At 67.4% G+C, this 26,414-nt stretch carries 26 protein-coding genes and 1 tRNA gene; 12 read left to right on the forward strand and 15 right to left on the reverse strand.

Features of this window, described 5'->3' with window-relative positions; all coding sequences use genetic code 11:
• Window positions 1-5: 5 nt before the first annotated feature.
• A complete protein-coding gene (locus tag QXH22_RS26130; RefSeq protein ID WP_306247154.1) occupies window positions 6-863 on the forward strand; it encodes an HAD-IB family hydrolase in 858 nt (285 codons plus the stop codon).
• Between the two features lie 434 nt (window positions 864-1,297).
• On the opposite strand, the gene QXH22_RS26135 is transcribed toward QXH22_RS26130, so the two are convergent.
• From QXH22_RS26135 to QXH22_RS26160, 6 genes are read right to left on the reverse strand one after another with little or no spacing between them, the layout of a single operon-like run.
• Window positions 1,298-2,041, reverse strand: a complete 744-nt coding sequence (locus tag QXH22_RS26135; protein WP_306247979.1) for an oxidoreductase — start codon at window positions 2,039-2,041, stop codon at window positions 1,298-1,300.
• A gap of 35 nt (window positions 2,042-2,076) precedes the next feature.
• Complete coding sequence (locus tag QXH22_RS26140) at window positions 2,077-3,714, reverse strand: ABC transporter ATP-binding protein (protein ID WP_306277607.1); 1,638 nt, start codon at window positions 3,712-3,714, stop codon at window positions 2,077-2,079.
• Window positions 3,711-4,559, reverse strand: a complete 849-nt coding sequence (locus QXH22_RS26145; protein ID WP_306277443.1) for an ABC transporter permease — start codon at window positions 4,557-4,559, stop codon at window positions 3,711-3,713. The genes QXH22_RS26140 and QXH22_RS26145 overlap by 4 nt, the downstream gene beginning before the upstream one ends.
• Window positions 4,525-5,451: an ABC transporter permease gene (locus QXH22_RS26150; protein ID WP_306277444.1), complete on the reverse strand. Its 927-nt coding sequence runs from the start codon at window positions 5,449-5,451 to the stop codon at window positions 4,525-4,527. Before QXH22_RS26150 ends, QXH22_RS26145 begins: the two co-directional genes overlap by 35 nt.
• Window positions 5,451-7,061, reverse strand: a complete 1,611-nt coding sequence (locus tag QXH22_RS26155) for an ABC transporter substrate-binding protein (RefSeq protein ID WP_306277608.1) — start codon at window positions 7,059-7,061, stop codon at window positions 5,451-5,453. Before QXH22_RS26155 ends, QXH22_RS26150 begins: the two co-directional genes overlap by 1 nt.
• A 32-nt stretch (window positions 7,062-7,093) precedes the next feature.
• Window positions 7,094-7,618 (reverse strand): DUF4232 domain-containing protein, encoded by a 525-nt coding sequence (locus QXH22_RS26160; RefSeq protein ID WP_306277445.1) that lies wholly within the window; start codon window positions 7,616-7,618, stop codon window positions 7,094-7,096.
• An 85-nt stretch (window positions 7,619-7,703) separates the two neighbouring features.
• Between QXH22_RS26160 and acs the strand changes: the two genes are divergently transcribed.
• Window positions 7,704-9,656: an acetate--CoA ligase gene (gene acs, locus QXH22_RS26165; RefSeq protein ID WP_306277446.1), complete on the forward strand. Its 1,953-nt coding sequence runs from the start codon at window positions 7,704-7,706 to the stop codon at window positions 9,654-9,656.
• A 1-nt stretch (window position 9,657) separates the two neighbouring features.
• Here acs and QXH22_RS26170 read toward each other — a convergent pair whose 3' ends face one another.
• Window positions 9,658-10,344 (reverse strand): S1 family peptidase, encoded by a 687-nt coding sequence (locus QXH22_RS26170; protein WP_306247145.1) that lies wholly within the window; start codon window positions 10,342-10,344, stop codon window positions 9,658-9,660.
• A gap of 231 nt (window positions 10,345-10,575) precedes the next feature.
• Here QXH22_RS26170 and QXH22_RS26175 point away from each other — a divergent pair, with 231 nt between their 5' ends.
• Together QXH22_RS26175 and QXH22_RS26180 are read left to right on the forward strand one after the other, a co-directional pair.
• A complete protein-coding gene (locus QXH22_RS26175; RefSeq protein WP_306247143.1) occupies window positions 10,576-11,118 on the forward strand; it encodes a phage holin family protein in 543 nt (180 codons plus the stop codon).
• Window positions 11,119-12,072 carry an alpha/beta fold hydrolase gene (locus QXH22_RS26180; RefSeq protein ID WP_306277447.1) on the forward strand — a complete coding sequence of 318 codons (954 nt, stop codon included), beginning with the start codon at window positions 11,119-11,121 and terminating at the stop codon, window positions 12,070-12,072.
• Here the strand turns inward: QXH22_RS26180 and marP are convergent.
• Genes marP through nth form a run of 4 tightly spaced genes read right to left on the reverse strand, consistent with a single transcriptional unit; the run spans window position 12,065 to window position 15,416 of the window.
• The gene (marP, locus tag QXH22_RS26185; protein ID WP_306277448.1) at window positions 12,065-13,258 is read right to left on the reverse strand and encodes an acid resistance serine protease MarP; all 1,194 of its coding nucleotides are present in this window, start codon (window positions 13,256-13,258) and stop codon (window positions 12,065-12,067) included. The two genes, QXH22_RS26180 and marP, sit on opposite strands and share 8 nt — an antisense overlap.
• A gap of 5 nt (window positions 13,259-13,263) precedes the next feature.
• Window positions 13,264-14,079: a CoA pyrophosphatase gene (locus tag QXH22_RS26190; RefSeq protein WP_306247137.1), complete on the reverse strand. Its 816-nt coding sequence runs from the start codon at window positions 14,077-14,079 to the stop codon at window positions 13,264-13,266.
• A gap of 6 nt (window positions 14,080-14,085) precedes the next feature.
• Window positions 14,086-14,724 (reverse strand): TlpA disulfide reductase family protein, encoded by a 639-nt coding sequence (locus QXH22_RS26195; protein WP_306247135.1) that lies wholly within the window; start codon window positions 14,722-14,724, stop codon window positions 14,086-14,088.
• An 11-nt stretch (window positions 14,725-14,735) separates the two neighbouring features.
• Entirely contained in the window at window positions 14,736-15,416 is a 681-nt protein-coding gene (gene nth, locus QXH22_RS26200; RefSeq protein WP_306277609.1) for an endonuclease III, read from the reverse strand.
• A gap of 152 nt (window positions 15,417-15,568) precedes the next feature.
• Between nth and QXH22_RS26205 the strand changes: the two genes are divergently transcribed.
• Together QXH22_RS26205 and crp are read left to right on the forward strand one after the other, a co-directional pair.
• The gene (locus QXH22_RS26205) at window positions 15,569-15,964 is read left to right on the forward strand and encodes a hypothetical protein (RefSeq protein WP_306247970.1); all 396 of its coding nucleotides are present in this window, start codon (window positions 15,569-15,571) and stop codon (window positions 15,962-15,964) included.
• Between the two features lie 107 nt (window positions 15,965-16,071).
• Window positions 16,072-16,746 (forward strand): cAMP-activated global transcriptional regulator CRP, encoded by a 675-nt coding sequence (crp, locus tag QXH22_RS26210; RefSeq protein ID WP_036362963.1) that lies wholly within the window; start codon window positions 16,072-16,074, stop codon window positions 16,744-16,746.
• Between the two features lie 133 nt (window positions 16,747-16,879).
• On the opposite strand, the gene QXH22_RS26215 is transcribed toward crp, so the two are convergent.
• Genes QXH22_RS26215 through QXH22_RS26225 form a run of 3 tightly spaced genes read right to left on the reverse strand, consistent with a single transcriptional unit; the run spans window position 16,880 to window position 18,299 of the window.
• On the reverse strand, window positions 16,880-17,665 hold the full coding sequence (locus QXH22_RS26215) for an MBL fold metallo-hydrolase (RefSeq protein WP_306247133.1): 786 nt from the start codon (window positions 17,663-17,665) through the stop codon (window positions 16,880-16,882).
• Between the two features lie 5 nt (window positions 17,666-17,670).
• Window positions 17,671-18,126, reverse strand: a complete 456-nt coding sequence (locus tag QXH22_RS26220; protein ID WP_306247131.1) for a RidA family protein — start codon at window positions 18,124-18,126, stop codon at window positions 17,671-17,673.
• Between the two features lie 11 nt (window positions 18,127-18,137).
• Window positions 18,138-18,299 (reverse strand): DUF4177 domain-containing protein, encoded by a 162-nt coding sequence (locus tag QXH22_RS26225; RefSeq protein ID WP_120794267.1) that lies wholly within the window; start codon window positions 18,297-18,299, stop codon window positions 18,138-18,140.
• 42 nt (window positions 18,300-18,341) lie between these two features.
• Between QXH22_RS26225 and QXH22_RS26230 the strand changes: the two genes are divergently transcribed.
• Both QXH22_RS26230 and QXH22_RS26235 read left to right on the forward strand, forming a co-directional pair.
• Window positions 18,342-19,364, forward strand: coding sequence for an ArsA family ATPase (locus tag QXH22_RS26230; RefSeq protein ID WP_306247129.1), 1,023 nt, complete (start codon window positions 18,342-18,344; stop codon window positions 19,362-19,364).
• Window position 19,365: 1 nt separating this feature from the next.
• A complete protein-coding gene (locus tag QXH22_RS26235; RefSeq protein ID WP_306277449.1) occupies window positions 19,366-20,502 on the forward strand; it encodes an ArsA family ATPase in 1,137 nt (378 codons plus the stop codon).
• A gap of 481 nt (window positions 20,503-20,983) precedes the next feature.
• Here QXH22_RS26235 and QXH22_RS26240 read toward each other — a convergent pair whose 3' ends face one another.
• Window positions 20,984-21,334: a WhiB family transcriptional regulator gene (locus tag QXH22_RS26240; protein WP_065132588.1), complete on the reverse strand. Its 351-nt coding sequence runs from the start codon at window positions 21,332-21,334 to the stop codon at window positions 20,984-20,986.
• 362 nt (window positions 21,335-21,696) lie between these two features.
• Here QXH22_RS26240 and ponA2 point away from each other — a divergent pair, with 362 nt between their 5' ends.
• From ponA2 to QXH22_RS26260, 4 genes are all read left to right on the forward strand, one after another.
• Window positions 21,697-24,126, forward strand: coding sequence for a transglycosylase/D,D-transpeptidase PonA2 (gene ponA2 / locus QXH22_RS26245; RefSeq protein WP_306247125.1), 2,430 nt, complete (start codon window positions 21,697-21,699; stop codon window positions 24,124-24,126).
• Window positions 24,127-24,184: 58 nt separating this feature from the next.
• A complete protein-coding gene (locus tag QXH22_RS26250; RefSeq protein WP_306247122.1) occupies window positions 24,185-25,144 on the forward strand; it encodes a metallophosphoesterase in 960 nt (319 codons plus the stop codon).
• Window positions 25,141-26,244: a PLP-dependent cysteine synthase family protein gene (locus QXH22_RS26255; protein WP_306277450.1), complete on the forward strand. Its 1,104-nt coding sequence runs from the start codon at window positions 25,141-25,143 to the stop codon at window positions 26,242-26,244. Before QXH22_RS26250 ends, QXH22_RS26255 begins: the two co-directional genes overlap by 4 nt.
• A gap of 61 nt (window positions 26,245-26,305) precedes the next feature.
• Window positions 26,306-26,379: transfer RNA gene (locus QXH22_RS26260), tRNA-Pro, on the forward strand.
• Window positions 26,380-26,414: the final 35 nt, after the last annotated feature.

The raw sequence follows: 26,414 nt of genomic DNA on the forward strand, positions 1-26,414 counted from the left end.
GACTGGTGACCGTCCCCGACGAGGCCGCGCCGCAGCAAATCTCACCGCAAACATCGGAGCCGGCGCCACCGAGTGCCCGCACCGCTGCCTTCTTCGACTTGGACAAGACCATCATCGCCAAGTCGAGCACCCTGGCGTTCAGCAAACCCTTCTTCGCACAGGGTCTGCTTAACCGGCGGGCGGTGCTGAAGTCGAGCTATGCGCAGTTCATCTTCCTGCTTTCCGGCGCCGATCATGACCAGATGGATCGCATGCGCACCCACCTGGCCAACATGTGCACGGGATGGGACGTCGCGCAGGTGAAGTCGATCGTCGCCGAGACGCTGCACGACATCGTCACACCGCTGGTGTTCGCCGAAGCGGCCGATCTCATCGCCGCGCACAAATTGTGCGGCCGCGACGTCGTCGTGGTGTCCGCGTCGGGTGAGGAGATTGTCGGCCCCATCGCCCGCGCCCTGGGCGCCACCCACGCAATGGCGACCCGCATGGTGGTGGAGGACGGAAAGTACACCGGTGAGGTCGGCTTCTACTGCTACGGCGAGGGCAAGGTGCAAGCGATCCGCGAGTTGGCCGCCCGCGAGGGCTACCCGCTCGAACATTGCTATGCGTATTCCGACTCGATCACCGACCTTCCGATGCTGGAGTCCGTGGGCCACCCGTCGGTCGTCAACCCCGATCGCGGACTGCGCAGGGAAGCCCTCGAACGCGGCTGGCCCGTGTTGTCGTTCTCCCGTCCGGTATCGCTGCGCGATCGCATCCCCGCGCCCTCGGGTGCCGCGATCGCGACCACCGCCGCAGTGGGTGTCACCGCGGCGGCCGCCGGCGCGGTGACGTATGCGTTGTTGCGCCGCTTCGCCTTCTAGCGCTCTCACCGCAGCAAACACTTAGTGGACGCAATTAATTTGCGTTGCACAACTTTGACACGTCTAGGCCTTGCTGTGCCTGTGGTCTAGTAGTACAAAGGAGTCACGGCAGCCTGGTGAGGCCAAGGTCGATCCGGAAGAGAAGGTTCGATCTCCCAACCCGGGCACCCAGCACGGTTCCCGGCACCCACGCGGAGTCATAGCCACTGATATGGCAGAAGTGTTGCGGGCCTGCGTAATTGCGAAGAATGGAATGCCCCGACGGCCCTTTGGGTGGGGTCGCAGCAGGAAGTGTCGCAAACGCGCCGAGGCCACCCACGCAGCCCAGAAATGCACGCTTGGTAACCGAGAACCGTGTTGGCGGGCGGCGATTCGATAAATTCGGATCGCCGCCCGCTTTGCATTTCCGCATCGTTTTTGCAGCGACCCGCCAGCTACCCTCGGGGAATCGATTCCGCGATCGCCAGCGCCTCCTGCGCGCCCGACCTCATCGCCCGGCAACACAGCACCAGCCAGGCCGCGACACCCTCGGAAGTCCCCTCGGCGAACTTCGTCGCGGCGTCGCGGTAGGCCGCCGGCTGGCGCATCCAGGTCACCTCGGGCACCCCGAGCCCGTGTGGATCCAACCCCGTGGCGATGGTCACCAGACGCGACACTCCGCGTGCCACCACGCCGTCGGCACTGCCGAACGGCCGCAGCGTCAACAACTCACCGTGCGCCACCGCAGCAACCACCGGCGCCGAGGCCTGAGTGGGACGGCTGACCACTTCGGCCAGCAACTCCAGCCGCCGCCCGATGTCGGTATCGGTTCGCGGCCGGCCCAGCCGATCATCGTCGACCAGATCGGCTGCGGCGAGCACGTGCAACCGAGCCAGCGCTTGCAGGGGCGCCCTCCGCCAAACCGCGACGAGCGCTCCCCCACCGCCTTCGAGGGCCTGGGCCACCCGGAGCGCACCGGCGAACACCGGGTCGCTGATCCCGCCGCCTTCGGACACCGTGTCGGCCAGATCGTCCATCCGCACCGGGCCGCCGTCGAGGACCGACGATGCCCGGGCCGCCCGCAAGGATGCCTCCGCGGCGGTAACGGGCCAGCCGCGCAGGTTGGCGCGGTGCCGGTGAGCGCGGCCGAGCGCCTCGCGGGCCCGGTCGCTCGCTTCGGCGACGCCGGGCAGTTCCATCAGCGGAGCCAGCGGGTCAGTCACAGGTTGCCAACCTATCGGGGCCCGGCCGGGGCGCCGGGAATGGCCTCCAGCAGTTGGCGCGTGTAGGCGTGGGCGGGCCTGGTGAACACCGCTTCGGTCGGCGAATGTTCCACCACCTTGCCGGACTGCATCACCAGCACGTCATCGGAGATCTGCCGCACCACGGCCAGATCGTGGCTGATGAACAGGTAGGTGAGCCCCAGGTTGGCCTGCAATTCGCCCAGCAGGTCGAGGATCTGCGCCTGCACCAGGACGTCGAGCGCCGACACCGCCTCGTCGCAGACGAGGACGTCCGGTCGCAGCGCCAACGCCCGCGCGATCGCGACCCGCTGCCGCTGGCCCCCGGAAAGCTCGCGGGGCAGCCGGTCGAACACCGACGACGGCAGTGCCACCTGCTCCAGCAGCTCGCGCACCGCCTGCTCGCGCTGCCGGCGGTCGCCCACCCGGTGAATCCGCAGTGGCTCCTCGATAGCGCGAAACACCGAGTACATCGGATCCAGACTGCTGTACGGGTTCTGGAACACCGGCTGGATGCGGCGCCGGAATGCCAGCGTCTTGCGCACCGCGCCGACGTCGGTTCCGTCGAAGACAACGCTGCCAGACGTCGGTGGCAGCAGACCGAGCACCATGCGTGCCACGGTCGACTTCCCGGAGCCGGACTCCCCCACCACCGCCAGCGTGCTGGCCCGTCGCACCCGGAAGGACACCCCGTCGACCGCACGAAATTCCGTCCGCCGCCAGGGCACTCCGCCGGATTCCGGGTAGACCTTGGTCAGCCCCGACGCCACCAGGATGTCGTCCTGGGCGCGGGCATGTTCGGCCGCCTCGGTCGCAACCCGCTCCCGAATCTGCGCGGCGCGTTTGTCTCGCGCGGTCACAGACGGGGCCGCGGCCACCAGCCGCCTGGTGTACTCGTGCCTCGGCTCGCGCAGAATGGCCTGCGCGGCACCGGATTCGACGACCGTTCCGTGGTGCATGACGACTACGCGCTCGGCACGCTCGGCGGCCAGCGCCAGATCGTGGGTGATCAGCAGCAACGCGGTTCCCAGTTCATCGGTGAGCCGCTGCAAGTGGTCGAGGACCTGCCGTTGCACGGTGACGTCCAGCGCCGACGTGGGTTCGTCGGCGATCAGCAACTGTGGCCGGCCGGCCAGGCCGATGGCGATCAGCGCGCGCTGACACATGCCGCCGGAGAGTTGGTGCGGGTACCGCCCGGCCTGCTTGTCCGGGTTGGGCATGCCGGCGTCGGCGAGCAACTGCACCGCGCGCCGCCGCGCATCGCGCCCCTCGGTGTTGACCCGCAGCGCCTCGCGGACCTGGAAGCCGACCTTCCACACCGGATTGAGATTGGTCATCGGATCCTGTGGCACATAGCCGATTTCGCGTCCGCGGACGGACCGCATCAGGCGCCGGCCGGCACCGGTGATGTCCTGCCCGTCGAACATGATGCGACCGGCGGTGATTCGTCCGCCGGGTGACAACAGCCCGAGGATCGCGGCCGCTGTGGTGGATTTCCCGGAACCGGATTCGCCGACGACGGCCACGGTCTGGCCGCGGCGGACGCTGAGATCGACGCCGCGGACCACCGGTTCGCCGGTGCCGAACCGCACCTGCAGGCCCTCGACCGACAGCAACCCCTGACCGGTCATGCCCGCCACGCCCGGGATGCCGGATCCAGCCCGTCGCGCAACGCGTCGCCCATCATCATGAACGCCAACACGGTAATCGCCAGGGCGCCAGCGGGATAGAAGAGAATGGCGGAGCCGGCTCGCAGCCGCATCTGCGCCACGTTGATGTCGCCGCCCCAGGACACCACTGTGGTCGGCAGCCCGACCCCGAGATACGACAAAGTCGCCTCGGTGACGATGAAGACTCCGAGTGCGATGGTGGACACCGCGATCACCGGGCCGATCGCGTTGGGCACCACGTGCCGTAGCAGAGTGCGAAAACTGCCCAGGCCCAACGCCTTCGCTGCCAGTACATAGTCGCGGCCACGCACCTCGAGCACCGAGCTGCGCGCGATGCGCGCCACTTGCGGCCACCCGAACAGAGCCAGTATCGCGACCACCGTCCATACCGTGCGATGGTGCATGACCTGCATCAGCACAATGGCGGCCAGCAACAACGGCAATGCGAAGAACACGTCGGTGATGCGCGAGACCAGCGCGTCCACCCAGCCCCCGTAGAAACCGGCCAGCGCGCCCAGGGTTCCACCGACGACGAATACGGCCAGCGTGGCGCCCAGGCCGACGGTGACCGAGGCGCGCGCGCCATACACGGTGCGCGCGTAGATGTCGTGGCCCTGGAGGTCGGTCCCGAACCAATGCGTGGCCGACGGAGGCAGCAGACTCTGGCCGGGGTCGGCGTAGCCGGGATCGGCACCGGTGAACAACGCCGGAAATGCGGCGACCAGCAATATCAATCCGATCAGCACCGCGGCGACGACGAACTTGGGACGCCTATACATAACGGATCCGCGGGTCCAGCGCCGCATACAGCAGGTCCACCAGCAGATTGCTGATCAGATAGATCAACACCAGCACCGTCACGATCGACACGACCGTCGGCGCCTCCTGACGGGTGACCGCCTGATACAGCACGCCGCCGACCCCGTGAATGTTGAAAATCCCTTCGGTCACAATCGCTCCGCCCATCAACGCACCGAGATCGGCGCCGAGGAAGGTGACCACGGGGATCAGCGAATTGCGCAGGATGTGGACCGTCACGACCCGCGGCCGCGACAGCCCCTTGGCGGTGGCGGTTCGCACGTAGTCGGCATGCGCATTCGCGGCGACGGCGGAGCGCGTCAACCGCACCACATACGCGAATGACACCAGACCCAGCACGATCCCGGGTAGCAGCAACCGCCCGAAAGTGGCCCGTCCGCCGACGGTGACCGGAGCCCAGCCCAGCCGGACGCCGAACACGAACTGCGCCAGAAAGCCCAGCACGAATATCGGGATCGCGATGATGACCAGTCCGGTGACCAATACCGTGGCATCGAAGATGCCGCCCTGGCGCAGTCCGGCGACCACCCCGAAACCGATGCCGAGCACTCCCTCCACCACGAGTGCGATCAGCGCCAGCCGGATGGTCACCGGAAAGGCATGTGCCAGAACAGCACTGACCGGCAGACCGGAGTAGGCGCGGCCCAGGTCGCCGTGCACCAAGCCGCCCAGGTAGCGCAGGTACTGCACCAGGAACGGATCGTCGAGGTGGTAGCGGGCCCGCAGTTGCGCGGCCACTTCCGGACTCAGCGGCCGATCCCCGGCGATCGCGGCCACCGGGTCGCCGGGCAGCAGGAACACCATGCCGTAGATCAGCAGCGTGGCGCCCAGGAAGACCGGGATCATGACGGCGACCCGGCGCAGCACATACCAGTACATCAGCCCATCACGCCCTTCACGATGTTCTCGTAGTCGGGCAGCCCGTTCCAGGTGGGCTTGACGTTGCTGACCTGGCTCGACCATCCGATGACACTGATGTAGTACCACAGCGGCACGGCGGGCATGTCGTGCAACAGGATTCGTTGTGCCACGTTGGCCAGCACATCGGCCTGACGCAAGTCCGGCGCGGCTTCGGCGGCCGCCAGTGCGGCGTCGAATTCCCGGCTGGAATATCCGACGTCGTTGGACCCGGCTCCGGTGGCGTAGAGCGGCGCCAGGAACTCGATCATCGACGGATAGTCACCGATCCAGCCGGCACGAAACGCGGAGTCGATGGTGCGGTTCGTGATCTGGGTCCGGAATCCGGCGAAGGTCGGCTGCGGTGCGCCGACCGCGTCGATGCCCAGGGTGTTCTTGATGCTGTTGGCCACCGCGTCCACCCACTCCTGATGGCCGCTGTCGGCGTTGTAGGCGATGGCGTAGCTACCGTTCCACGGCGCCATCGCATTGGCCTGCGCCCATAACTGGCGGGCACGTTCAGGATTGAAGTCCAACGCTTCGTTGCCCGGGATGTGCGGGTCGAAGCCCGGCAGTGAACTTGCGGTGAAGTCACGCGCCGGACTGCGGGTGCCGTTGAAGATCTGCTGACAGATCTGTGGGCGGTTGATCGCCGCCGCTATCGCCAACCGGCGCAGCCTGCCTTCTTCGCCGCCGAAATGCGGTAGCCGCAAGGGCGTATCGAGCGACTGGCTGACGGCCACCGGCCCCTTCACGGCGTTGCCGCCCAGGTCGCGCTGATAGATGGTCAGTGCGCTGGACGGAATCGTATCCAGCACATCGAGATTGCCCGACAGGAGATCGGCATACGCGGTGTCCAGATTGGCGTAGAACTCGAACCGGAGTCCCTTGTTCCTGGGTTTGCGGTTGCCGTGATAGTCGGAGTTGGCCGCCAGGTCGATCTTGACGTTGTGTTCCCACGCCGGTTCGTCCGGACGGTCGTCCAGCTTGTAGGGACCGTTGCCCACCGGATGCCGACCGAACGCCGCCATGTCGCGAAAAGCCCACGAGGGCAACGGATAAAACGCGTTGTGGCCCAGACTCAACATGAAATCGATGGTCGGCGCCCGCAACCGTACGGTGAACTCGAGGTCGTTGACCACCCGCAGCCCGGACATGGTGGTCGGCTTGCCGTCGCCTGCGGCCGCCGATAACCCGTCGAAACCCTCGATCGGGCTGAAAAACTGCTGCTGCAGTTGGGCATTGACGCTTGACGCGCCGTAGTTCCACGCATCGACGAACGAGTGGGCCGTGACCGCAGATCCGTCAGTGAATTTCCAGTCCGGCTTGAGGACGATCCGGTAGTTGATGTTGTCGACGCTCTCGATCGATTGCGCGACCTCCGGCGAGGATCGCCCGGCGGCGTCGTAGGACACCAGGCCGGCGAACAACCGGTCGATGATGCGGCCACCGTTGCTGTCATTCGTGCCGGTCGGGATCAGTGGATTGGGGGGTTCACCGCCGTTGACCACCACCACGTCAGGTGTGAGCATTCCGCCGCCGCACCCGGCCAGGCACGCAGCCACGAGCAGGACAGCCAGCACCACCCGCATCGTCCGGCCCACAGGACCGACCCTAGAGCGTGCTATGACGGTGGCGCCGGTTCGATGACCACCTGGGTTACCGGGTGCACCTGCAACTGGCAGCTGTCGATCGCCGCCGGCACGGTGACCGGATCGCCTCCACCGGGCGGGACGACGCTCAGGTCGGTGTAGTTGGGACACGGGTCGCCACTGGCATTGACCGACACGCCCTCGACCACCGCCTCCGCCCGCTGCGAGGGCGACACCGTGACGGTCGGCGGCACGTCGAGGCCGCTCGGCAGCCCACCCATGTATCCGCGCAGCGTGGGCTGCGCCGTGACAGGCGGTCCCCCGCTTCCCGACTCCACTCTGGGGTAGCCGCTGAGCGTGCAGGGCTCCGCGCCCGGGGCCGGCGCGAATATCAGGGTCACCGCGCGGTGGCCCACCGCCGCCTCGGGCCCGGCGGCGGTCACCACGACCTGCCCTGCGGAGCATGGCGCGACGTCAGTCGGCGCCGCCCACCCGGGCGGGGCCGTAATGCCCGCGCCGACCACCAGAACAGCGACTAACCGAAATGCGGGTGCCATGAGACGAATTGTCCGGCAGATGGACTCCCGGTGACGAATCGAAGCCCGTCCGTGTCCGCACCGCCGCGGAGTTACGCTCACACCCGTGACCGCTACCGAAGCAGAGCACCCCGGTTCCTACCCGCCTCCAACGCAGTTCGCCGAACAGGCCAACGCCCGGCCGGAGCTGTACGAGCAGGCCGAGGAAGACCGGTTGGCGTTCTGGGCCGCCCAGGCCGACCGGCTGTCGTGGGAGACGCCCTACACCGAGGTGCTGGACTGGTCGGACGCGCCGTTCGCCAAGTGGTTCGTCGGCGGCAAGCTCAACGTCGCCTACAACTGCGTGGACCGGCACGTCGAGGCCGGCAACGGCGACCGGGTCGCCATCCACTGGGAAGGCGAACCGCAGGACCAGCGCCGCACCCTGACCTACGCGCAGTTGCAGCAGGAGGTGTGCAAGGCCGCCAACGCGCTCACCGACCTCGGCCTGGTCGCCGGCGACCGGGTCGCCATCTACCTACCGCTCATCCCCGAAGCCGTGATCGCGATGCTGGCCTGCGCACGGCTGGGCGTCATGCACAGCGTGGTATTCGGCGGCTTCACCGCGCACGCCCTGCGGACCCGGATCGCCGACGCCGACGCCAAACTGTTGATCACTGCCGACGGGCAGTTCCGCCGGGGCAAGCCGGCGCCGCTGAAGGAAGCCGCCGACGAGGCGGTGTCGGTCGAGGACAGCCCCGTCGAACACGTTATGGTGGTGCGGCGCACCGGAATCGACGTCGCATGGAACGACGATCGCGACCTGTGGTGGCACGACGTCGTGGACAAGGCCTCGCCCGAACACACCGCCGAAGCGTTCGACGCCGAGCAGCCGTTGTTCCTGCTGTACACCTCGGGCACCACCGGCAAACCCAAGGGCATCGTGCACACCAGCGGCGGCTATCTGACGCAGTGTGCGTACACGATGCACGCCATTTTCGACGTCAAGCCGGAGACCGACGTGTTCTGGTGCACCGCCGACATCGGCTGGGTCACCGGGCACACTTACGGCGTCTACGGCCCGCTGTCCAACGGCGTCACCGAAGTACTGTACGAAGGCACACCCAACACCCCCAGCGAGCACCGCCACTTCGAGATCATCGAAAAATACGGTGTCACAATCTATTACACGGCCCCGACGTTGATCCGGACGTTCATGAAGTGGGGCCGCGACATCCCGGACGCGCACGATCTGTCGAGCATCCGGCTGCTCGGTTCGGTCGGCGAGATCATCAACCCCGAGGCGTGGCGGTGGTACCGCGACGTCATCGGTGGGGGCCGGGTGCCGGTGGTGGACACCTGGTGGCAGACCGAAACCGGCTCGGCGATGATCTCGCCACTGCCCGGCGTCAGCGAGGTCAAACCGGGTTCGGCCATGACCCCGCTGCCGGGGATCTCGGCCAAGATCGTCGACGACCACGGTGAACCGTTGCCGCCGGATGCCGAAGGGGAAGCCCACGTCACCGGCTACCTGGTGCTGGACCAGCCGTGGCCGTCGATGCTGCGCGGCATCTGGGGTGACCCCGAGCGATACCGCAAGACGTACTGGTCGAAGTTCGCCGACAAGGGCTACTACTTCGCCGGCGACGGTGCCCGCTTCGACCCCGACGGCGCGATCTGGGTGCTGGGCCGCATCGACGACGTGATGAACATTTCCGGGCACCGCATCTCCACCGCGGAGGTGGAATCCGCGCTCGTCGGACACCCCGGCGTGGCCGAGGCGGCCGTCGTCGGGGTCACCGACGACACCACCGGCCAGGCCATCTGTGCGTTCGTCGTGTTGCGTTCCAACTACGACGTCAGCGAAGGGACCGTCGAGGAGTTGCGCGGCGAGGTCGCCCACGAGATCTCGCCGATCGCCAAGCCGCGCGAAGTACACATCGTGCCCGAGCTGCCGAAAACCCGCAGCGGCAAGATCATGCGCCGGTTGCTGCGCGACGTCGCCGAGAACCGCGACCTGGGCGACACGTCAACACTGTTGGATCCCAACGTGTTCGACGCTATCCGCGAAGCGAAGTAATTCAGGCGATCGGAACGAACCCCGAGCCCGGGCGGTTCTTGGCGACGATGTCGTCCAGGTCGGTGTTGATCGACATCACCACCGCCGGCGTGTGCAGCGGGATGTACTTGGTGACGCAGCTGGGCAGGCTGTCACTGAAGGCGCCGTGGATCATTCCGACCAGCAGGTTGTCGACGGTCACCGGGGCTCCGGAGTCACCGGGGCCACCGCAGACCTGCATCAGGATGCTGCCCGGGTCCTGGCCCGGACCCCAGGTGACGCCGCACGAGTTGCCGGTGGTGCGGCCCTGCTTGCACGCGACCTGACCGAAAACCGGCTCCGGGCCGATCCCGTTGATCGCGAAGCCGTTGACGTTGTTCACCGGGTTGACCTTGGCGGGATCGAATTTGATCACCGCATAGTCCAGCCCGTCGTTGCCGGCGACCATCGTGCCGACCTGGCCGCGGTTCTCGGCGCCCTCGGCGGCCACCGGCGCACCGGGGCCGCCGCAGTGGGCAGAGGTGAATCCAATGAGGTCGTTGAACTTGTCGTGACCGATCGCGGTCAGCGTGCACAGCGTGCCGGTGTTGACCACGATGCCCGATCCACCCCCCAGGGCGACCTTGTCGTCTGCGGATGCGGTCTTCGCCGGCAGGAACAGAAGGCCCAAGAAAACGGCCAGGACGGCCGCGGCAGAAGCCGATTTCACGCCGCTTCGCGCCTTCTGCAAAGTGATACCCCGTTCGGTTGTCAAAGATTGGAGTGAGGAATCTCAGACCAGTGGGCCAGTGTAGAGGATCAATGCATACGTCCCGCCGCACTTGCGACGGCCCTCGGCTGGCCTCGTCCGGCCTCGCGCCGCATGGCAACATAAACCGCGACTACGCGCACTGCGCGGCCCAGAGGGACACCGCGGGCCGCGAGACGGAGAGGACGGTCTGTGAGCAAACCCGATCGAAAGAACGGTGTGCCGAGCACGCTGACCACGATCCCGTTGGCCGACCCGCATGCCAGGGCCGGTGAGCCGTCGGTCGGTGACCTGATCAAGGATGTCACGACCCAGATGTCGACCCTGGTGCGCGCCGAGGTCGAATTGGCCCGCGCGGAGATCACCCGCGACGTCAAAAAAGGCCTGACCGGCAGCGTCTTCTTCATCTCCGCCCTGGTCGTGCTGTTCTATTCGACCTTCTTCTTCTTCTTTTTCCTCGCCGAGCTGTTGGACAACTGGCTGTGGCGCTGGGCGGCGTTCCTGATCGTCTTCGGCATCATGGTCGTCGTCACGATCGCGCTGGCGCTGTTCGGCTTCCTGAAGGTCCGCAGGATCCGCGGGCCGCAGAAGACCATCGAATCGGTCAAAGAGGCGCGCACCGCCTTCGCCCCCGGCCACGACAAGACCCCCGCGGGCCCCAAGCAGCTCCCGGAGCACCACGGCAAACACGAGAAGCCGGAGAACAACGCCCCCACCGATCCCTCGGGCTGGTAAGTGCCGGCTCCAGATCCGTCGGTCGTCCGCATCGACGGGCCTTGGCGCCATCTGGATGTGCACGCCAACGGCATCCGGTTCCACGTCGTCGAAGCCGACGCCGGCAACCCCAACGGCGCCGGCATCGGTCGGCCCCTGGTCATGCTGCTGCACGGCTTCGGATCGTTCTGGTGGTCGTGGCGCCACCAGTTGCGCGCCCTCGCCGGAGCCCGCGTGGTCGCCGTCGACCTACGCGGCTACGGGGGCAGCGACAAACCGCCCCGCGGCTATGACGGCTGGACGCTGGCCGGCGATACCGCCGGGCTGATCCGGGCACTCGGACATTCCTCGGCGACGCTGATCGGCCACGCCGACGGCGGACTGGCCTGCTGGGCCACCGCACTGCTGCATTCCCGGCTGGTGCGCGGCATCGCCGTGATCAGTTCGCCGCACCCGGCGGCGTTGCGACGGTCCACCCTCACGCGCCGGGACCAGGGCCGCGCGCTGCTGCCGACGCTGCTGCGGTACCAGGCTCCGTTATTGCCCGAGCGACTGCTGACCAGACACGACGGCGCCGAGATCGAGCGCCTCGTCCGCAGCCGTAGTGGCCCCAAATGGCTTGCTACTGAAGACTTTTCGCAGACGATCCGGTACCTGCGCCAGGCCATCCAGATCCCGGGCGCCGCGCACTGCGCACTGGAATATCAGCGATGGGCGGTGCGCAGCCAGCTACGCGGGGAAGGCCACCGGTTCATCAAGTCGACCACCGCGCAACTAGGTGTGCCCCTGCTGCACATCCGTGGCGACGCGGACCCCTACGTCCTGGCCGCGCCCGTCGAACGCACCCAGCGCTACGCGCCGCACGGGCGCTATGTATCCGTGGCCGGGGCAGGCCATTTCAGCCACGAAGAGTCACCCGAGGAGATCAACCGGCTGCTGACGCGATTTCTGGCCAAGGTGCAGCAGGTCAGCTGACGCAAGCCCCGGTGCTCACCGGCGCGGTGGCGCCGATCTTGGAGAGCTGGCCGGCCACCTCCTCGGCCGTCAGCACGAAACCGGTGTCCGCGTCGTCCACGGCCGCACCGAACACCACCCCGAGCACGCGGCCGTCGAGGTCGATCAGCGGCCCGCCCGAATCGCCCTGCTCCACATTGGCCCGGATGGTGTAGACGTCGCGGGTCACCTGCTGCGGGCTGCGGTAAATATCCGGCCCGCTGAGCTTGATGACTTCCCGGATGCGCGCCGGGGTGGCCGTGAAGTTGCCACCGCCCGGATAGCCCAGCACCACCACGTCGGTACCGGTCTTCGCGGGGGTGTCGTCGAACACCAGCGGCGCGGACGGCAGACCCGGGACAGCCAGGATCGCGATGTCCACCTGCGGGTCGTAGGAGACCACCGTGGCGTCGTAGTTCTTGCCGTTGGCCTGCAGCGAGACGCTGCTGGAGCCGGCCACCACGTGCGCATTCGTCATCACCCGCTCGGGTGAGATCACGAAGCCGGTGCCTTCGAGCACCTTCTGACAACTCGGCGCCAGGCTGCGTACCTTGACCACACTCGGCGCGGCCGCCGCCACCACCGGGTTGTTGGCCAGTGCCGGGTCCGGCGAGGCAACCGGTATCACCGGGGTACGGCTGAACGGCTCCAGCACCGCGGGCAGGCCAGAGGTGTTCAGCAGCGCCGAAAGGCGTTTGGGCACCGTCTTCAGCCAGGTCGGCGCCACCTCGTTGACCTCGGCGAGCACCCGTGAACCCCGGACCGCGGCGGCCAGTTCCGGCTGGTCCTTCGATTGGGTCAAAGGCGTCGCCAACAGCCAGGCGGCGGTCAGCACCACCATCAGCTGCACGCCGACACCGATGACGGAGTCGATGGTGCGGATCGGCCGGTTGCGGATCGCGCCGCGCACCGCGCGTCCCAGCACCACGCCGGCGACCTCACCGACCACCACCAGCGCCAGGATCAGGAACAGCGCGGCGAACAGCTTGGCCCGCGGAGCGGCGATATGGCTGACGATGTGCGGCGCCAGCAGCACGCCGGCCACCGCGCCCAGCACGACTCCGGCGAACGAGAGCACCGAACCCAGCGCGCCGGAACGCCATCCGGAGATGGCGGCGATGAACGCGACCGCCAGGACGGCGATGTCCAGCCACTGCGAGGGCGTCATGGAATTCATCGCAGCCCGCCCCTCAACCCGTCCGAGTCACCGACCAGCACCATCGCGTCGTCCAACTCGCGGATGTCGTCGGTGTCCCAGGGCTGCGCCCAGCCCGCGACGTCGAGTACCGCAGAGATCACCTGGCCAGTGAAGCCCCACACCAGCATCTGGTTCAGCAGAAACGCCGGTCCGGCCCAGCGGCGTCCCAGGGTGCCCCGATAGACCATCAGCCGATTCTCCGGGTTGATGAAAGCCCGCACCGGGACCCGGGCGACGATCGCGGTCTCGGCGTCGTTCACGACCGTCACCGGGCCGGGGTCAGGCGAGTAGGCCAGCACCGGGACGACGTGGAAGCGCGACGGAGCGATGAAGGTCCGTTCCATGGTCACCAGGGGGTGCAGCCTCCCGGTGTCGATACCGGTCTCCTCGCGCGCCTCCCGCAGGGCGGTGGCAACCGGGCCCTCGTCGCCGGGGTCGGATGCGCCGCCCGGGAAGGCGGCCTGCCCGGCGTGATGACGCAGGGTCGAGGCCCGCACGGTCAGCAGCAGGTCGGCGTCGTCGGGAACGCCGCCGTCGGCGGCACCTGACTCCGGTCCCGAGAAGAGCACCAGCACGGCGGCGTCCCGGCCGCCCCGGCCCAACGACTTGGCGGCCGTCACCATGGCCAGTACGTCAGCCGGCAGCCGGCGACGGTATGCATCGGGAATCTGGTCGACGTTGTCGATCAGCGGCCGCAACCAGGCCGGGCCGGCGTCAGGAGTGAGTGCGACCGTCCCCCGCTCGCGCGCGGTACCCGCAGCAGTCACCGGCACCTCATCTGATTCGTTCACCCCGCCTCACTCCCCGACCGCGGCCGCAATCTCGTCGGCGCTGTCGAATGCCCGCGGCAGGGTCTGCGCAACGCTACCGTCCGGCCGCAGCACGACCGTCGCGGGCATCACGTTTGCCACCCGCAGCGCGGCCGCCACCCGGCGGCGACCGTCCTGCAGCGTCGGCAGATGAACGCCCAGCTCGGCCAACCGCAGCAGGGCAGCCGTCTCGTTCTCGTCCTGATGCACCGTCACCACCGTCACGTCGGAACCCGCCCGACGTTGATACTCGGCCATCGCGGGCAATTCGGCAGCGCACGGCCCACACCAGTAGGCCCAGAGGTTGATCACCACGCGCCGTCCCGCCAGCGCCTTCGCCACGTCCACCGCGGAACCGTCGGCCGCACATTCGGCCACCACGCCCTGCAGGACCGGGACGCCCGGCCCTGTCCCCGGGGCCGGACAGGGCGCCAGCGCGGCCCGTTGTCGCGGTCCGGCCAGTGCCTCGGCGGTGTCGGCATCCCGGTGTTCGCGCCCGGCCTGCCCCTGCGGGGTCGTCGGCGGCGCCGCGTCGTCGTGCAATTGCGCCACCAGCGCCACCACCAAAGCGACCACCACCGCCACGACCGCAATGGTCCAGCGGGCAGCACCGGAGAGCCCCTTCATGCCGCGAGCGGCTACAACCCGGCCAGGGCCAACAAGTGGTCGGTCTCCGGGCCCTGGACGAGTGGAGCGGCCAGCAATGGCTCGGTGGGGCCAAGCCCGTAGGTCGGGCAGTCCTTGGCCAGGACACACACCCCGCACGCCGGCTTACGGGCGTGGCACACCCGGCGGCCGTGGAAGATCACCCGGTGGCTGAGCAGGGTCCATTCCTTGCGTTCAATCAGTTCGCCGACGGCGTGCTCCACCTTGACCGGGTCTTCTTCGGCGGTCCACCGCCAGCGGCGCACCAGCCGGCCGAAATGGGTGTCGACGGTGATGCCGGGGATGTCGAAGGCGTTGCCCAGGATGACGTTGGCGGTCTTGCGGCCGACCCCCGGCAGCGTCACCAATTCCTCCATGGTGTGGGGCACCTCGCCGTCGAACCGCTCGACAAGAGCCTGGCCCAGTCCGATGAGCGAGGTGGCCTTGTTGCGGAAGAAGCCGGTGGGGCGGATCAGCGCCTCCAGCTCGTCGCGATCGGCCTGCGCATAATCCAGCGCGGTCCGGTACTTCACGAACAGCGGCGGCGTCGTCAGGTTCACCCGCTTGTCGGTGCTCTGCGCCGACAGGATCGTCGCGACGGCGAGCTCGAGCGGCGTGGTGAAGTCCAGCTCGCAGTAGACGTGCGGAAATGCCTGCGCCAGCGTCCGATTCATCCGGCGCGCCCGTCGCACCAAACCGGTGCGGGTTTCGTTGGCGAAGCGCTTGGCGACCGCCTGCTTCGTCCCCTTTTCCTTGACTGGGGACGACTTAGCCGCTGACACCTACGACAGAGTACTGATTTCGTAATCTGGCTGAGACCTTGGCCATGTTTACTCGATTTGTGTTGTGGTTGCTGGTGGCCTGCATCCCCGCGTTGCTGATGTTGGCCGCGCTGGGGCTGGGGCGGCTGGAAAAGTCACTCGCCCATGACACCGTGACCGCCTCCGATGTCGCCGATTTCCTCGATCACGCCGACGCTGTCGACGTCCGTACGCTGGCCCGCGAGGGGATGCCGGAGGCGCTGGAGCTGCTGCACCGCCGTCAGGCGCTCGGACTTGAAGCCGCGCCGCAGCCCAGAGCGCTGACCGGGCGGCATCACGCCGAGACATTCTTTGCCGCCGACATGGTCGGGCGTATCGAATCCGGCCTGCCGACCCGCATCCAGGGGCGGTATCTGAGCAATACGCAGTTTACGGTGATTCGACACGTTAATCGTGTGTAGCGTTGGCAGGCCGCACCGTTTGGCCTACCTTTAGACTCGTGTCGGCCGTCACAGGTTGGCCAGCCCGTATCTACTCGTCGGAAACTGAAGAGGCAAGAAGAGGCAACGTGGACGAGATCCTGGCAAGGGCCGGAATCTTTCAAGGGGTTGAGCCCAGCGCAGTCGCCGCACTGACCAAGCAGTTGCAGCCCGTCGACTTTCCCCGCGGACACACCGTTTTCGCTGAGGGTGAACCGGGTGACCGGCTCTACATCATCGTCGCGGGCAAGGTGAAGATCGGTCGTCGCTCACCCGATGGGCGGGAGAACCTGCTCACCATCATGGGCCCGTCGGACATGTTCGGTGAGCTGTCGATCTTCGACCCGGGCCCGCGAACGTCGAGCGCAACGACGATCACCGAGGTGCGTGCGGTCTCGATGGACCGCGACGCGCTGCGGGCGTGGATCGCCGACCGTCCGGAGATCGCCGAGCAGCTGTTGCGCGTCCTGGCCCGCCGGTTGCGGCGCACCAACAACAACCTGGCCGACCTGATCTTCACCGACGTGCCCGGCCGGGTGGCCAAGCAGTTGCTGCAGCTCGCACAGCGTTTCGGCACCCAGGAGGGTGGCGCCATGCGCGTCACCCACGACTTGACCCAGGAGGAGATCGCCCAGCTGGTTGGCGCGTCCCGGGAGACGGTCAACAAGGCGCTGGCCGATTTCGCGCACCGCGGGTGGATTCGCCTGGAGGGCAAGAGCGTGCTCATCTCGGACTCCGAGAGGCTCGCGCGCCGAGCGAGGTAAGCGCGCGCGCCCAGCGCGCGTCCGCGACACTTATCTGAGGTACAGAACACGCCGGCGCAGGTGTGCGTGGTTTCAATTTCGGCGCGCCAAACCGCCCGGACGCGCGACGTGCCGGAAACCGGCGCCGCAGCCGCTACGCCCGCAGGTAGTCCAGCTGCACCTGCACCGACCACTCAGCGGCGTCCCACAGCTTCTCGTCGACGTCGGTGTAGACGTGTTCGACGACCTGGCGGGCGCTGGCATCCTCGCCGAGTTCGCGCAGCGCCGACCGCACCTGCTCGAGCCGCTCGTTCCGGTGCGCCAGATACCCCTGGGCAACCGCGTCGAGAGCCGGCAGTTCCGGCCCGTGTCCAGGCAATACCGCCCGCCGTCCCAGCCCGCGCAGCCGGTGCAGCGATTCCAGGTAGGCGGTCAGATTGCCGTCTTCCTTGTCCATCACGGTGGTGCCGCGCCCCAGCACTGTGTCGGCCGTCAGCACCGCGTCCTCGAGCACGAACGACAATGAATCGGCGGTGTGCCCGGGCGTCGACATCACGGTGATCCGCAGACCGGCGGCGTCGATCACCTCGCCGTCGACCAGCTCGCCGCCGAACCCGCGCAAGAACCCGCTGCCCGCCGAGCGCACCGTCGCCCCGGTGAGCTCGACCAGCTTGTCGATGCCGTCGGTGTGGTCCCCGTGCCGATGACTGATCAGCACCAGAGTGATGCGGCCCAGGGCGGCCACCCGTGCGATGTGCTCGTCGTCATCGGGTCCCGGGTCCACGATCACCAACTCGTCGCTGCGCGGACCACGCAGCACCCAGGTGTTCGTGCCTTCCAGCGTCATCAGGCCGGGGTTGTCGCAGAGCAACACCGAGGCGGTATCGGTCACCGCCCGCAGTTGGGCGTAGGCGGGATGGGCGAGCGCTGACCCGGCCACGGCCGCTACCCGACCTCCACGATCATTTCGACTTCCACCGGCGCGTTCAGCGGCAGCTCGGCGACACCCACCGCCGAGCGTGCGTGCACACCGTTGTCGCCGAACACCTCGGCAAGAAGTTCTGAAGCGCCGTTGACGACGCCCGGCTGACCATGAAAGCCCGGCGCGGAGGCGACGAATCCGACCACCTTCACCACCCGGGTCACCGAGTCCAGACCCGCCACGGAATCCACCGCGGCGAGCGCATTGAGGGCGCACACCCTGGCCAGCGCCTTGCCCACGTCGGGGGCGACGTCAGCGCCGACTTTGCCGGTGGCACTCAACTTTCCGGCGACGAGCGGCAACTGGCCGGCGGTGTAGACGAGATTTCCGGTGCGCACTGCCGGCACGTAGGCCGCCAGCGGTGCCGCCACCTGCGGAAGCGTCAGGCCTAGCTCCTCCAGGCGTGCTTTCGCGCTCATCCGGCCGGACCCTACTTGGGGCGCTTGAGGTAGGCGACGTGCTGCTCGCCGGTGGGGCCGGGCAACACCGCGACCAGCTCCCAGCCGTCGGCGCCCCACTGGTCGAGGATCTGCTTGGTGGCGTGGGTGAGCAGCGGAATCGTCGCGTACTCCCATGTGGTGGGTTGGGTCATGGTCGCGAGCTTATCGGGCAAAACAGCAACGGCTAGCATGCGATGGTGGCAAACACATCGAGCGGCGGTAGTACCGTCGGGTGGCCCTCGCGGTTGTCGAAGGCTCGCCTCCATTTCGTAACCGGCAAGGGCGGTACCGGAAAGTCGACCATCGCGGCCGCCCTGGCGCTGACCCTGGCGGCTGGCGGGCGCAAGGTCCTGCTGGTGGAAGTCGAAGGGCGCCAAGGGATTGCCCAGCTGTTCGACGTCCCGCCGCTGCCCTACCAGGAACTCAAGATCGCGACCGCCGAACGCGGCGGCCAGGTCAACGCGCTGGCCATCGACATCGAGGCCGCGTTCCTGGAGTACCTCGACATGTTTTACAACCTGGGCATCGCGGGCCGGGCGATGCGCCGCATCGGCGCCATCGAGTTCGCGACCACCATCGCGCCCGGGCTGCGTGACGTGCTGCTCACCGGGAAGATCAAAGAGACGGTGATCCGGGTCGACAAGAATCGCCTGCCGGTCTACGACGCGATCGTCGTCGACGCACCCCCGACCGGCCGCATCGCCCGCTTCCTCGACGTGACCAAGGCGGTGTCCGACCTCGCGAAGGGCGGACCGGTGCACTCGCAGGCCGAAGGCGTGGTCAAGCTGCTGCATTCCGACCAGACGGCCATTCACCTGGTGACGCTGCTGGAAGCGCTGCCGGTGCAGGAAACGCTGGAGGCCATCGAGGAGCTCGCCGAGATGGAGCTGCCGATCGGCAGCGTCATCGTGAACCGCAACATCCCCGCCTACCTGGGCAGCGACGACCTGGCCAAGGCCGCCGAGGGCGTGGTGGACGCCGACGCCGTGCGTTCCGGGTTGGCGACGGCCGGAATCGAGCTCGAGGACGCCGATTTCGCGGGCCTGCTGACCGAGACCATCGAACACGCCACACGGATCAGCGCTCGCTCGGAGACCGCCCAGCAGCTCGAGTCGCTGCAGGTCCCCAGGCTGGAGCTGCCGACGATCTCCGACGGAGTCGACCTGGGCAGCCTCTACGAGCTTTCGGAAGTACTTGCGCAACAGGGAGTTCGGTGACATGACGCAGCCACACAAGCCGCAAACCCTTGATATGGCCTCGATTCTGGCCGATACGACCAATCGGGTGGTGGTGTGCTGCGGCGCGGGCGGCGTCGGCAAGACGACCACCGCGGCGGCGATAGCACTGCGCGCGGCCGAATATGGGCGCACGGTAGTGGTTTTGACTATCGACCCGGCCAAGCGACTCGCACAAGCGTTGGGAGTCAACGACCTTGGCAACACGCCGCAACGTGTTCCGCTGGCTCCGGAGGTGCCCGGCGAGCTGCACGCGATGATGCTGGACATGCGCCGCACCTTCGACGAGATGGTGGTCCAGTACTCGGGATCCGAACGGGCGCAATCGATTCTGGACAACCAGTTCTATCAGACGGTCGCCACCTCCCTGGCCGGCACGCAGGAATACATGGCCATGGAGAAGCTGGGACAGCTGCTGGCCCAGGACCGCTGGGACCTGGTGGTGGTGGACACACCGCCGTCTCGCAACGCCCTGGATTTCCTGGACGCCCCCAAGCGTCTGGGCAGCTTCATGGACAGCCGGCTGTGGCGCCTGCTGCTCGCACCCGGCCGTGGCATCGGGCGGCTCGTCACCGGTGCGATGGGTCTGGCCATGAAAGCGATGTCGACAATCCTGGGCTCGCAGATGCTGGGCGACGCGGCGGCGTTCGTTCAGTCGCTGGACGCGACGTTCGGGGGCTTCCGGGAGAAGGCTGACCGCACCTACGCGCTGCTGAAGCGGCGCGGCACCCAGTTCGTGGTCGTCTCGGCCGCCGAGCCCGACGCCTTGCGCGAGGCGGCTTTCTTCGTCGACCGCCTGTCCCAGGAAGGGATGCCGCTGGCCGGGCTGGTCCTGAACCGCACCCATCCGCTGCTGTGTTCGCTGCCGGTCGAGCGGGCGATCGACGCCACCGAAAAGCTCGAGGCCGAGGCGAACGGTTCCGAGGCCGCGTCCCTGGCGGCCGCCGTGCTGCATATCCATGCCGATCGCGGTCAGACGGCCAAAAGGGAGATCCGGCTGCTGTCCCGGTTCACCGGCGCCCATCCCCATGTGCCCGTCATCGGAGTGCCCTCGTTGCCGTTCGACGTCTCCGACCTGGAGGCGCTGCGCGCCCTGGCCGATCAGATCACGTCCGCTTGATCGCGCGCTGACCTGCGACGATGCTTCTGCGCACGGCCGTTATTTGACGCCCATTCAACGGCCGACCCGAACAACATCAGTATCTACTGCCCCAAAAACCCCGCTGACCTGCGTTAATGCAGCGATCCGGATAGTTCGTCCTGCTAAGCTGTAACAATAAAGTAATGATGGAGGCGGACTCAAAATGAGGCGCCTGGAACTCCGCGGACCCCCGCCGTCCGGGCCGTGAGGCCACCTGCCGGCGATCGTCGAGTTACGTCAGCAACCAACTCTGTAAAGGTGTCATGACCTGCGGTGACGGCGCTCAGAACCGCCCTTATTTGACGCTCATTCAATGACGGTCAGCAGGCCCAATCGGCGCTGCACCGCAAAAAAGGGCGCTGACCAGGGAAAATAGCCGGGCGCAACTACGACGTCCAGCTAAGCTGTAATAAAAAAGTAATGACGTGAGGGCCCGCAGCACGCGGGTTTGCGCAGCCGGTCAGACGATGTTGCGGCGCTTGCGCTTGTCGAAGTAGTCCGACCAGGACACCACCTCGGGGTGCTGCTTCAGCAGCGCCCGGCGCTGACGCTCGGTCATGCCGCCCCAGACGCCGAACTCCACCTTGTTGTCCAGGGCGTCCGCGCCGCATTCCTGCATTACAGGGCAGTGCCGGCAGATAACAGCGGCCTTGCGCTGGGCGGCGCCGCGTACGAACAGCTCGTCGGGATCCGTCGCCCGGCACAACGCCTGCGACACCCAGGTGATGCGCTCCTCAGCCTCGACGCTGCGGAGCAGATTGCCTGTGGACGTGAGGTTGGTCCTTCGTGCGCCCGGACGCGTTCCTGACACGAGCTGATCCCTTCCTTCCGGTCGCCGCCTGCGACCGCCCTCTTCGGGTACCAGCCGACCATGCGATTCGAGCCACAATGTGCACATCGGTGTTACCTGAATCTCACTGCGTCTCTAAGTTAGGGGTTGGGACGCCAATTGCGCAACAGTCCGATAACGCTTTTTCTGGGACGTTCGTGCCGTCTTGCGTCGACCGGCCGGGCAAAACAGGGCCGGCTTGTCCCCTTTTGGGGCTCTGACCAGTGCAGTCGCAGGAAATTCACAGTTCCCAGGGGTAGCGGACCGGTCCGACAGCTGCTACAGAAATTTTTTTCCAGCCGCACGGCGCGGGGGGGTGACGAGAGGTCGCTACTGTAGTACGCATGTCCGAGCGTCCCCCGGTAGCACTCACGCTGCTGAAGCTCGCGGGCTTCTGTCTGCTCGCCAGCGTGGTCGCCACCGCGCTCATGTTCCCGCTCGCCGGTGGCGTGGGGCTGATGTCCAACCGCGCCTCCGAGGTCGTCGCCAACGGCTCGGCTCAACTCCTGGAGGGACAGGTGCCGGCGGTGTCGACGATGGTCGACGCCAAAGGAAACACGATCGCGTGGCTGTACTCCCAGCGTCGTTTCGAGGTGCCGTCGGACAAGATCGCCAACACCATGAAGCTCGCGATCGTGTCGATCGAGGACAAGCGGTTCGCCGACCACAACGGTGTGGACTGGAAAGGCACGCTGACCGGCCTGGCCGGCTACGCGTCCGGGGATGTCGAAACCCGCGGCGGTTCGACCATCGAGCAGCAGTACATCAAGAACTACCAACTTCTGGTGACGGCGCAGACCGACGCGGAGAAGCGCGCGGCCGTCGAAACCACCCCGGCGCGCAAGCTGCGCGAGATCCGCATGGCACTCACGCTGGACAAGACCTTCACCAAGCCGGAGATCCTCACCCGCTACCTGAACCTGGTGTCGTTCGGAAACAACTCATTCGGCATCCAGGACGCCGCACAGACCTACTTCGGGGTCAACGCGATCGACCTGAACTGGCAGCAGGCGGCGCTGCTGGCCGGCATGGTGCAGTCGACCAGCGCGCTCAACCCGTACACCAACCCCGAAGGCGCACTGGCCCGGCGCAACCTGGTGCTGGACACCATGATCGAGAACATCCCCGCCGAGGCCGACGCCCTGCGCGCCGCCAAGACCCAACCGCTCGGGATCCTGCCGCAGCCGAACGAATTGCCGCGCGGCTGCATCGCGGCCGGCGATCGCGCCTTCTTCTGCGACTACGTGCAGGAGTACCTCTCGCACGCGGGGATCAGTAAGGAACAGGTAGCCCGCGGTGGTTACCTGATCCGGACCACGCTGGATCCCGACGTCCAGATTCCGGTCAAGTCGGCCATCGACAGGTTCGCGCCCCCGACGCTCAGCGGCATCTCGAGCGTGATGAGCGTGATCCTGCCCGGCAAGACGTCGCACAAAGTGGTGGCGATGGCCAGCAACCGCAAGTACGGCCTGGACACCGAGGCCGGCGAGACGATGCGGCCACAGCCCTTCTCCCTGGTCGGCGACGGCGCCGGATCAATCTTCAAGATCTTCACGACGGCGGCCGCGCTGGACATGGGCATGGGCATCAACGCCCAGCTCGACGTCCCGGGCCGCTTCCAAGGCAAGGGGCTGGGCAGTGGTGGCGCCAAGGGCTGCCCGAAGGACACCTGGTGCGTGATCAACGCCGGTAACTACCGCGGCAGCATGAGCGTGACGGACGCGCTGGCCACCTCGCCCAACACCGCGTTCGCCAAGCTGATCTCGCAGGTCGGCGTGTCCCGGACGGTGGACATGGCCATCAAGCTCGGCCTGCGGTCCTACGCCAACCCCGGCACCGCGCGCGACTACAACCCCGACAGCAACGAGAGCCTGGCCGACTTCGTCAAACGGCAGAACATCGGCTCGTTCACCCTCGGCCCCATCGAGGTCAACGCGCTGGAACTGTCGAATGTCGCCGCCACGCTCTCCTCCGGCGGCATGTGGTGCCCGCCGAACCCGATCGACAAGCTCATCGACCGCAACGGCAACGAGGTCTCCGTCACCACCGAGACCTGCGAGCAGGTGGTCCCCGAAGGACTGGCCAACACGCTCGCCAACGCCATGAGCAAGGACGCGGTGGGCAGCGGCACGGCGGCCGGTTCGGCCGGAGCGGCCGGCTGGAGCCTGCCGATGTCCGGCAAGACCGGCACCACCGAGGCGCACCGGTCTTCCGGCTTCGTCGGCTTCACCAACCGCTACGCGGCGGCCAACTACATCTACGACGACTCGCCCTCGCCGACCGACCTGTGCTCGGCCCCGCTGCGGCATTGCGGCAGCGGTGATCTGTACGGCGGTAACGAGCCCGCGCGCACCTGGTTCACCGCGCTACAGCCGATCGCCAACAACTTTGGCGAGGTGCACCTGCCGCCCACCGACCCGCGGTACATGGACGGTTCGCCGGCCGGGCGGGTGCCCAGCGTGGCCGGTCTGGACATCGACCAGGCACGTCAGCGCTTGCGGGATGCCGGTTTCCAGGTCGCCGACCAGCCCAACTCGGTCAACAGCAGCGCCAAGTATGGCGAGGTCGTCGGAACGTCGCCGACCGGCCAGACGATTCCCGGCTCGATCGTGACGATTCAGATCAGCAACGGCATCCCGCCGCCACCGCCGCCGCCGCCCGAGGGCGGGTTGCCGCCGGAGGTTGTCGGATCGCAGGTCGTCGAAATACCCGGCCTGCCCCCGATCACCATTCCGCTGCTGGCGCCTCCACCGCCGGCACCGCCGCCCCCCTAGGCGCTGATCACGCGAAGAGCCGCGCGTCGAGTCGGTTCCCGGCAGTAAACTGCCTGGCATGGCTGAGGTACTCCCTGTCGCGTTGAAGACCGGAGCCGCAGTGCTTGGCTCGGCGGTCGCCGGGATCGGCTACGCGGCGTTCGTCGAGCGCAATGCATTCGTACTGCGCGAGATCACGATGCCGGTGCTGAGCCCGGGTTCGACCCCACTGCGGGTGCTGCACATCAGCGACCTGCACATGACACCGAACCAGCGGCGCAAGCAGGCCTGGCTGCGCGAGTTGGCCAGCTGGGAGCCCGACTTGGTGGTCAACACCGGCGACAACCTGGCCCACCCCAAGGCGGTGCCGGCGGTGGTGCAGGCCCTGGGCGACCTGCTGTCCCGTCCCGGGGTCTTCGTCTTCGGCAGCAACGACTACTTCGGGCCGCGCCTGAAGAACCCGATGAACTACCTGACCAACCCCGATCACCGGATCAAGGGCGAGCCGCTGCCCTGGCAGGACCTGCGTGCGGCGTTCACCGAACGGGGTTGGCTCGACCTCACCCACAATCGCCGCGAGTTCGAGGTCGCCGGTCTGCACGTCGCCGCCGCCGGCGTGGACGACCCGCACATCGACCGAGACCGCTACGAGACGATCGCCGGACCGGCCAGCCCCGCCGCCAATCTGCGGCTGGGACTGGTGCACTCGCCGGAGCCGCGGGTGCTGGACCGCTTCGCCGCCGACGGGTACCAGCTGATCATGGCCGGCCACACCCACGGCGGACAGCTGTGCCTCCCGTTCTACGGCGCGCTGGTCACCAACTGCGGGCTGGACCGCTCCCGGGCCAAGGGCGCTTCCCAGTGGGGCTCTCACACCCGGCTGCACGTCTCCGCGGGTATCGGCACCTCACCCTTCGCGCCGGTGCGGTTCTGCTGCCGGCCCGAGGCGACCCTGCTGACGCTGATCGCCACCCCGATGGGCGGCCGGGATTCGACCAGCAACCTGGGGCGCTCACAGCCAACCGTGTCCGTGCGTTGACACAGACCCGCATCGCGGCCCGAAGTCTCTCCCGGACCTGGACCGACAATGCGATCCGGCTAATCGAGGCGGACGCCCGGCGCAGCGCCGACACCCATCTGCTGCGGTACCCGCTGCCGGCCGAATGGGGTTCCGGGGCCGGCGTCGAGCTCTACCTCAAGGACGAGACGACCCATATCACCGGAAGCCTCAAACACCGGCTCGCGCGCTCCCTCTTTCTCTACGCGCTGTGCAACGGCTGGATCGATGAGGGCACGACGGTGGTGGAGGCGTCCTCGGGTTCCACCGCGGTGTCGGAGGCCTATTTCGCGGCGATGCTGGGTTTGCCGTTCGTCGCGGTGATGCCGGCGGCGACCAGCGCGAGCAAGATCGCATTGATCGAATCACAAGGCGGCCGTTGCCATTTCGTGGAGAAGTCGAGCGAGGTCTACGCCGAGGCCGCTCGGGTCGCCGCGGAGACCGGCGGCCACTATCTGGACCAGTTCACCAACGCCGAGCGTGCCACCGACTGGCGCGGCAACAACAACATCGCCGAGTCGATCTACCTGCAGATGACCCTGGAGTCCCACCCGATACCCGCCTGGATCGTGGTGGGGGCCGGCACCGGTGGCACCAGCGCAACGATCGGCCGCTACATCCGCTATCGGCGGCACGCGACACAGTTGTGCGTCGTCGACCCGGAGCATTCCGCGTTCTTCCCGGCCTACGTCGACAACCGGGCCGACGTGGTGACCGGCGCGTCCTCGCGGATCGAGGGCATCGGCCGGCCGCGGGTGGAACCGTCATTTCTGCCGTCCTTGGTGGACAGGATGGTCTCGGTGCCCGATGCGGCTTCGATCGCGGCCGCCCGCCACGTCAGCGCGGTCCTGGGCCGACGGGTGGGCCCGTCGACGGGCACCAACCTCTGGGGTGCTTTCGGCCTGCTGGCCGAGATGGTCGCCGAGGGCCGCCAGGGTTCGGTGGTGACACTGCTGGCCGACAGCGGCGATCGCTATGCCGACACCTATTTCGACGACGAATGGGTGGCCGCCCAGGGGCTGGACCCCCGTGGTGCCGCCCGGGCGCTGGCCGAATTTGAACGCTCCTGCCGCTGGGACTGACCCGCCGACCTGCCGTTTGGGAGGTGACTGGTCCGGTGCGATAGGCTGTCGAGGCTTCAAGCGGGGTGTGGCGCAGCTTGGTAGCGCGCTTCGTTCGGGACGAAGAGGCCGTGGGTTCGAATCCCGCCACCCCGACTCTGTGATGTCTCAGGACATGCGCATAGGTCCGA

Source organism: Mycobacterium sp. TY814 (assembly GCF_030755175.1).
Lineage (GTDB): Bacteria > Actinomycetota > Actinomycetes > Mycobacteriales > Mycobacteriaceae > Mycobacterium.

What these genes read in the sequence shown, in the direction of transcription:
- QXH22_RS26135 (WP_306247979.1), bottom strand. Translation starts at nt 2,041, where the DNA reads ATGGAACTGCCCGGCGTCGCCGAAGCGAGCGACCGGGCCCGCGAGGCG.
- QXH22_RS26140 (WP_306277607.1), bottom strand. Translation starts at nt 3,714, where the DNA reads ATGACCGGTCAGGGGTTGCTGTCGGTCGAGGGCCTGCAGGTGCGGTTC.
- QXH22_RS26145 (WP_306277443.1), bottom strand. Translation starts at nt 4,559, where the DNA reads ATGCGGCGCTGGACCCGCGGATCCGTTATGTATAGGCGTCCCAAGTTC.
- QXH22_RS26150 (WP_306277444.1), bottom strand. Translation starts at nt 5,451, where the DNA reads ATGTACTGGTATGTGCTGCGCCGGGTCGCCGTCATGATCCCGGTCTTC.
- QXH22_RS26155 (WP_306277608.1), bottom strand. Translation starts at nt 7,061, where the DNA reads ATGCGGGTGGTGCTGGCTGTCCTGCTCGTGGCTGCGTGCCTGGCCGGG.
- QXH22_RS26160 (WP_306277445.1), bottom strand. Translation starts at nt 7,618, where the DNA reads ATGGCACCCGCATTTCGGTTAGTCGCTGTTCTGGTGGTCGGCGCGGGC.
- marP (WP_306277448.1), bottom strand. Translation starts at nt 13,258, where the DNA reads ATGACGCCCTCGCAGTGGCTGGACATCGCCGTCCTGGCGGTCGCGTTC.
- QXH22_RS26195 (WP_306247135.1), bottom strand. Translation starts at nt 14,724, where the DNA reads ATGAAGGGGCTCTCCGGTGCTGCCCGCTGGACCATTGCGGTCGTGGCG.
- nth (WP_306277609.1), bottom strand. Translation starts at nt 15,416, where the DNA reads ATGAATCGGACGCTGGCGCAGGCATTTCCGCACGTCTACTGCGAGCTG.
- QXH22_RS26205 (WP_306247970.1), top strand. Translation starts at nt 15,569, where the DNA reads ATGTTTACTCGATTTGTGTTGTGGTTGCTGGTGGCCTGCATCCCCGCG.
- QXH22_RS26220 (WP_306247131.1), bottom strand. Translation starts at nt 18,126, where the DNA reads ATGAGCGCGAAAGCACGCCTGGAGGAGCTAGGCCTGACGCTTCCGCAG.
- QXH22_RS26225 (WP_120794267.1), bottom strand. Translation starts at nt 18,299, where the DNA reads ATGACCCAACCCACCACATGGGAGTACGCGACGATTCCGCTGCTCACC.
- QXH22_RS26230 (WP_306247129.1), top strand. Translation starts at nt 18,342, where the DNA reads ATGGTGGCAAACACATCGAGCGGCGGTAGTACCGTCGGGTGGCCCTCG.
- QXH22_RS26235 (WP_306277449.1), top strand. Translation starts at nt 19,366, where the DNA reads ATGACGCAGCCACACAAGCCGCAAACCCTTGATATGGCCTCGATTCTG.
- ponA2 (WP_306247125.1), top strand. Translation starts at nt 21,697, where the DNA reads ATGTCCGAGCGTCCCCCGGTAGCACTCACGCTGCTGAAGCTCGCGGGC.
- QXH22_RS26250 (WP_306247122.1), top strand. Translation starts at nt 24,185, where the DNA reads ATGGCTGAGGTACTCCCTGTCGCGTTGAAGACCGGAGCCGCAGTGCTT.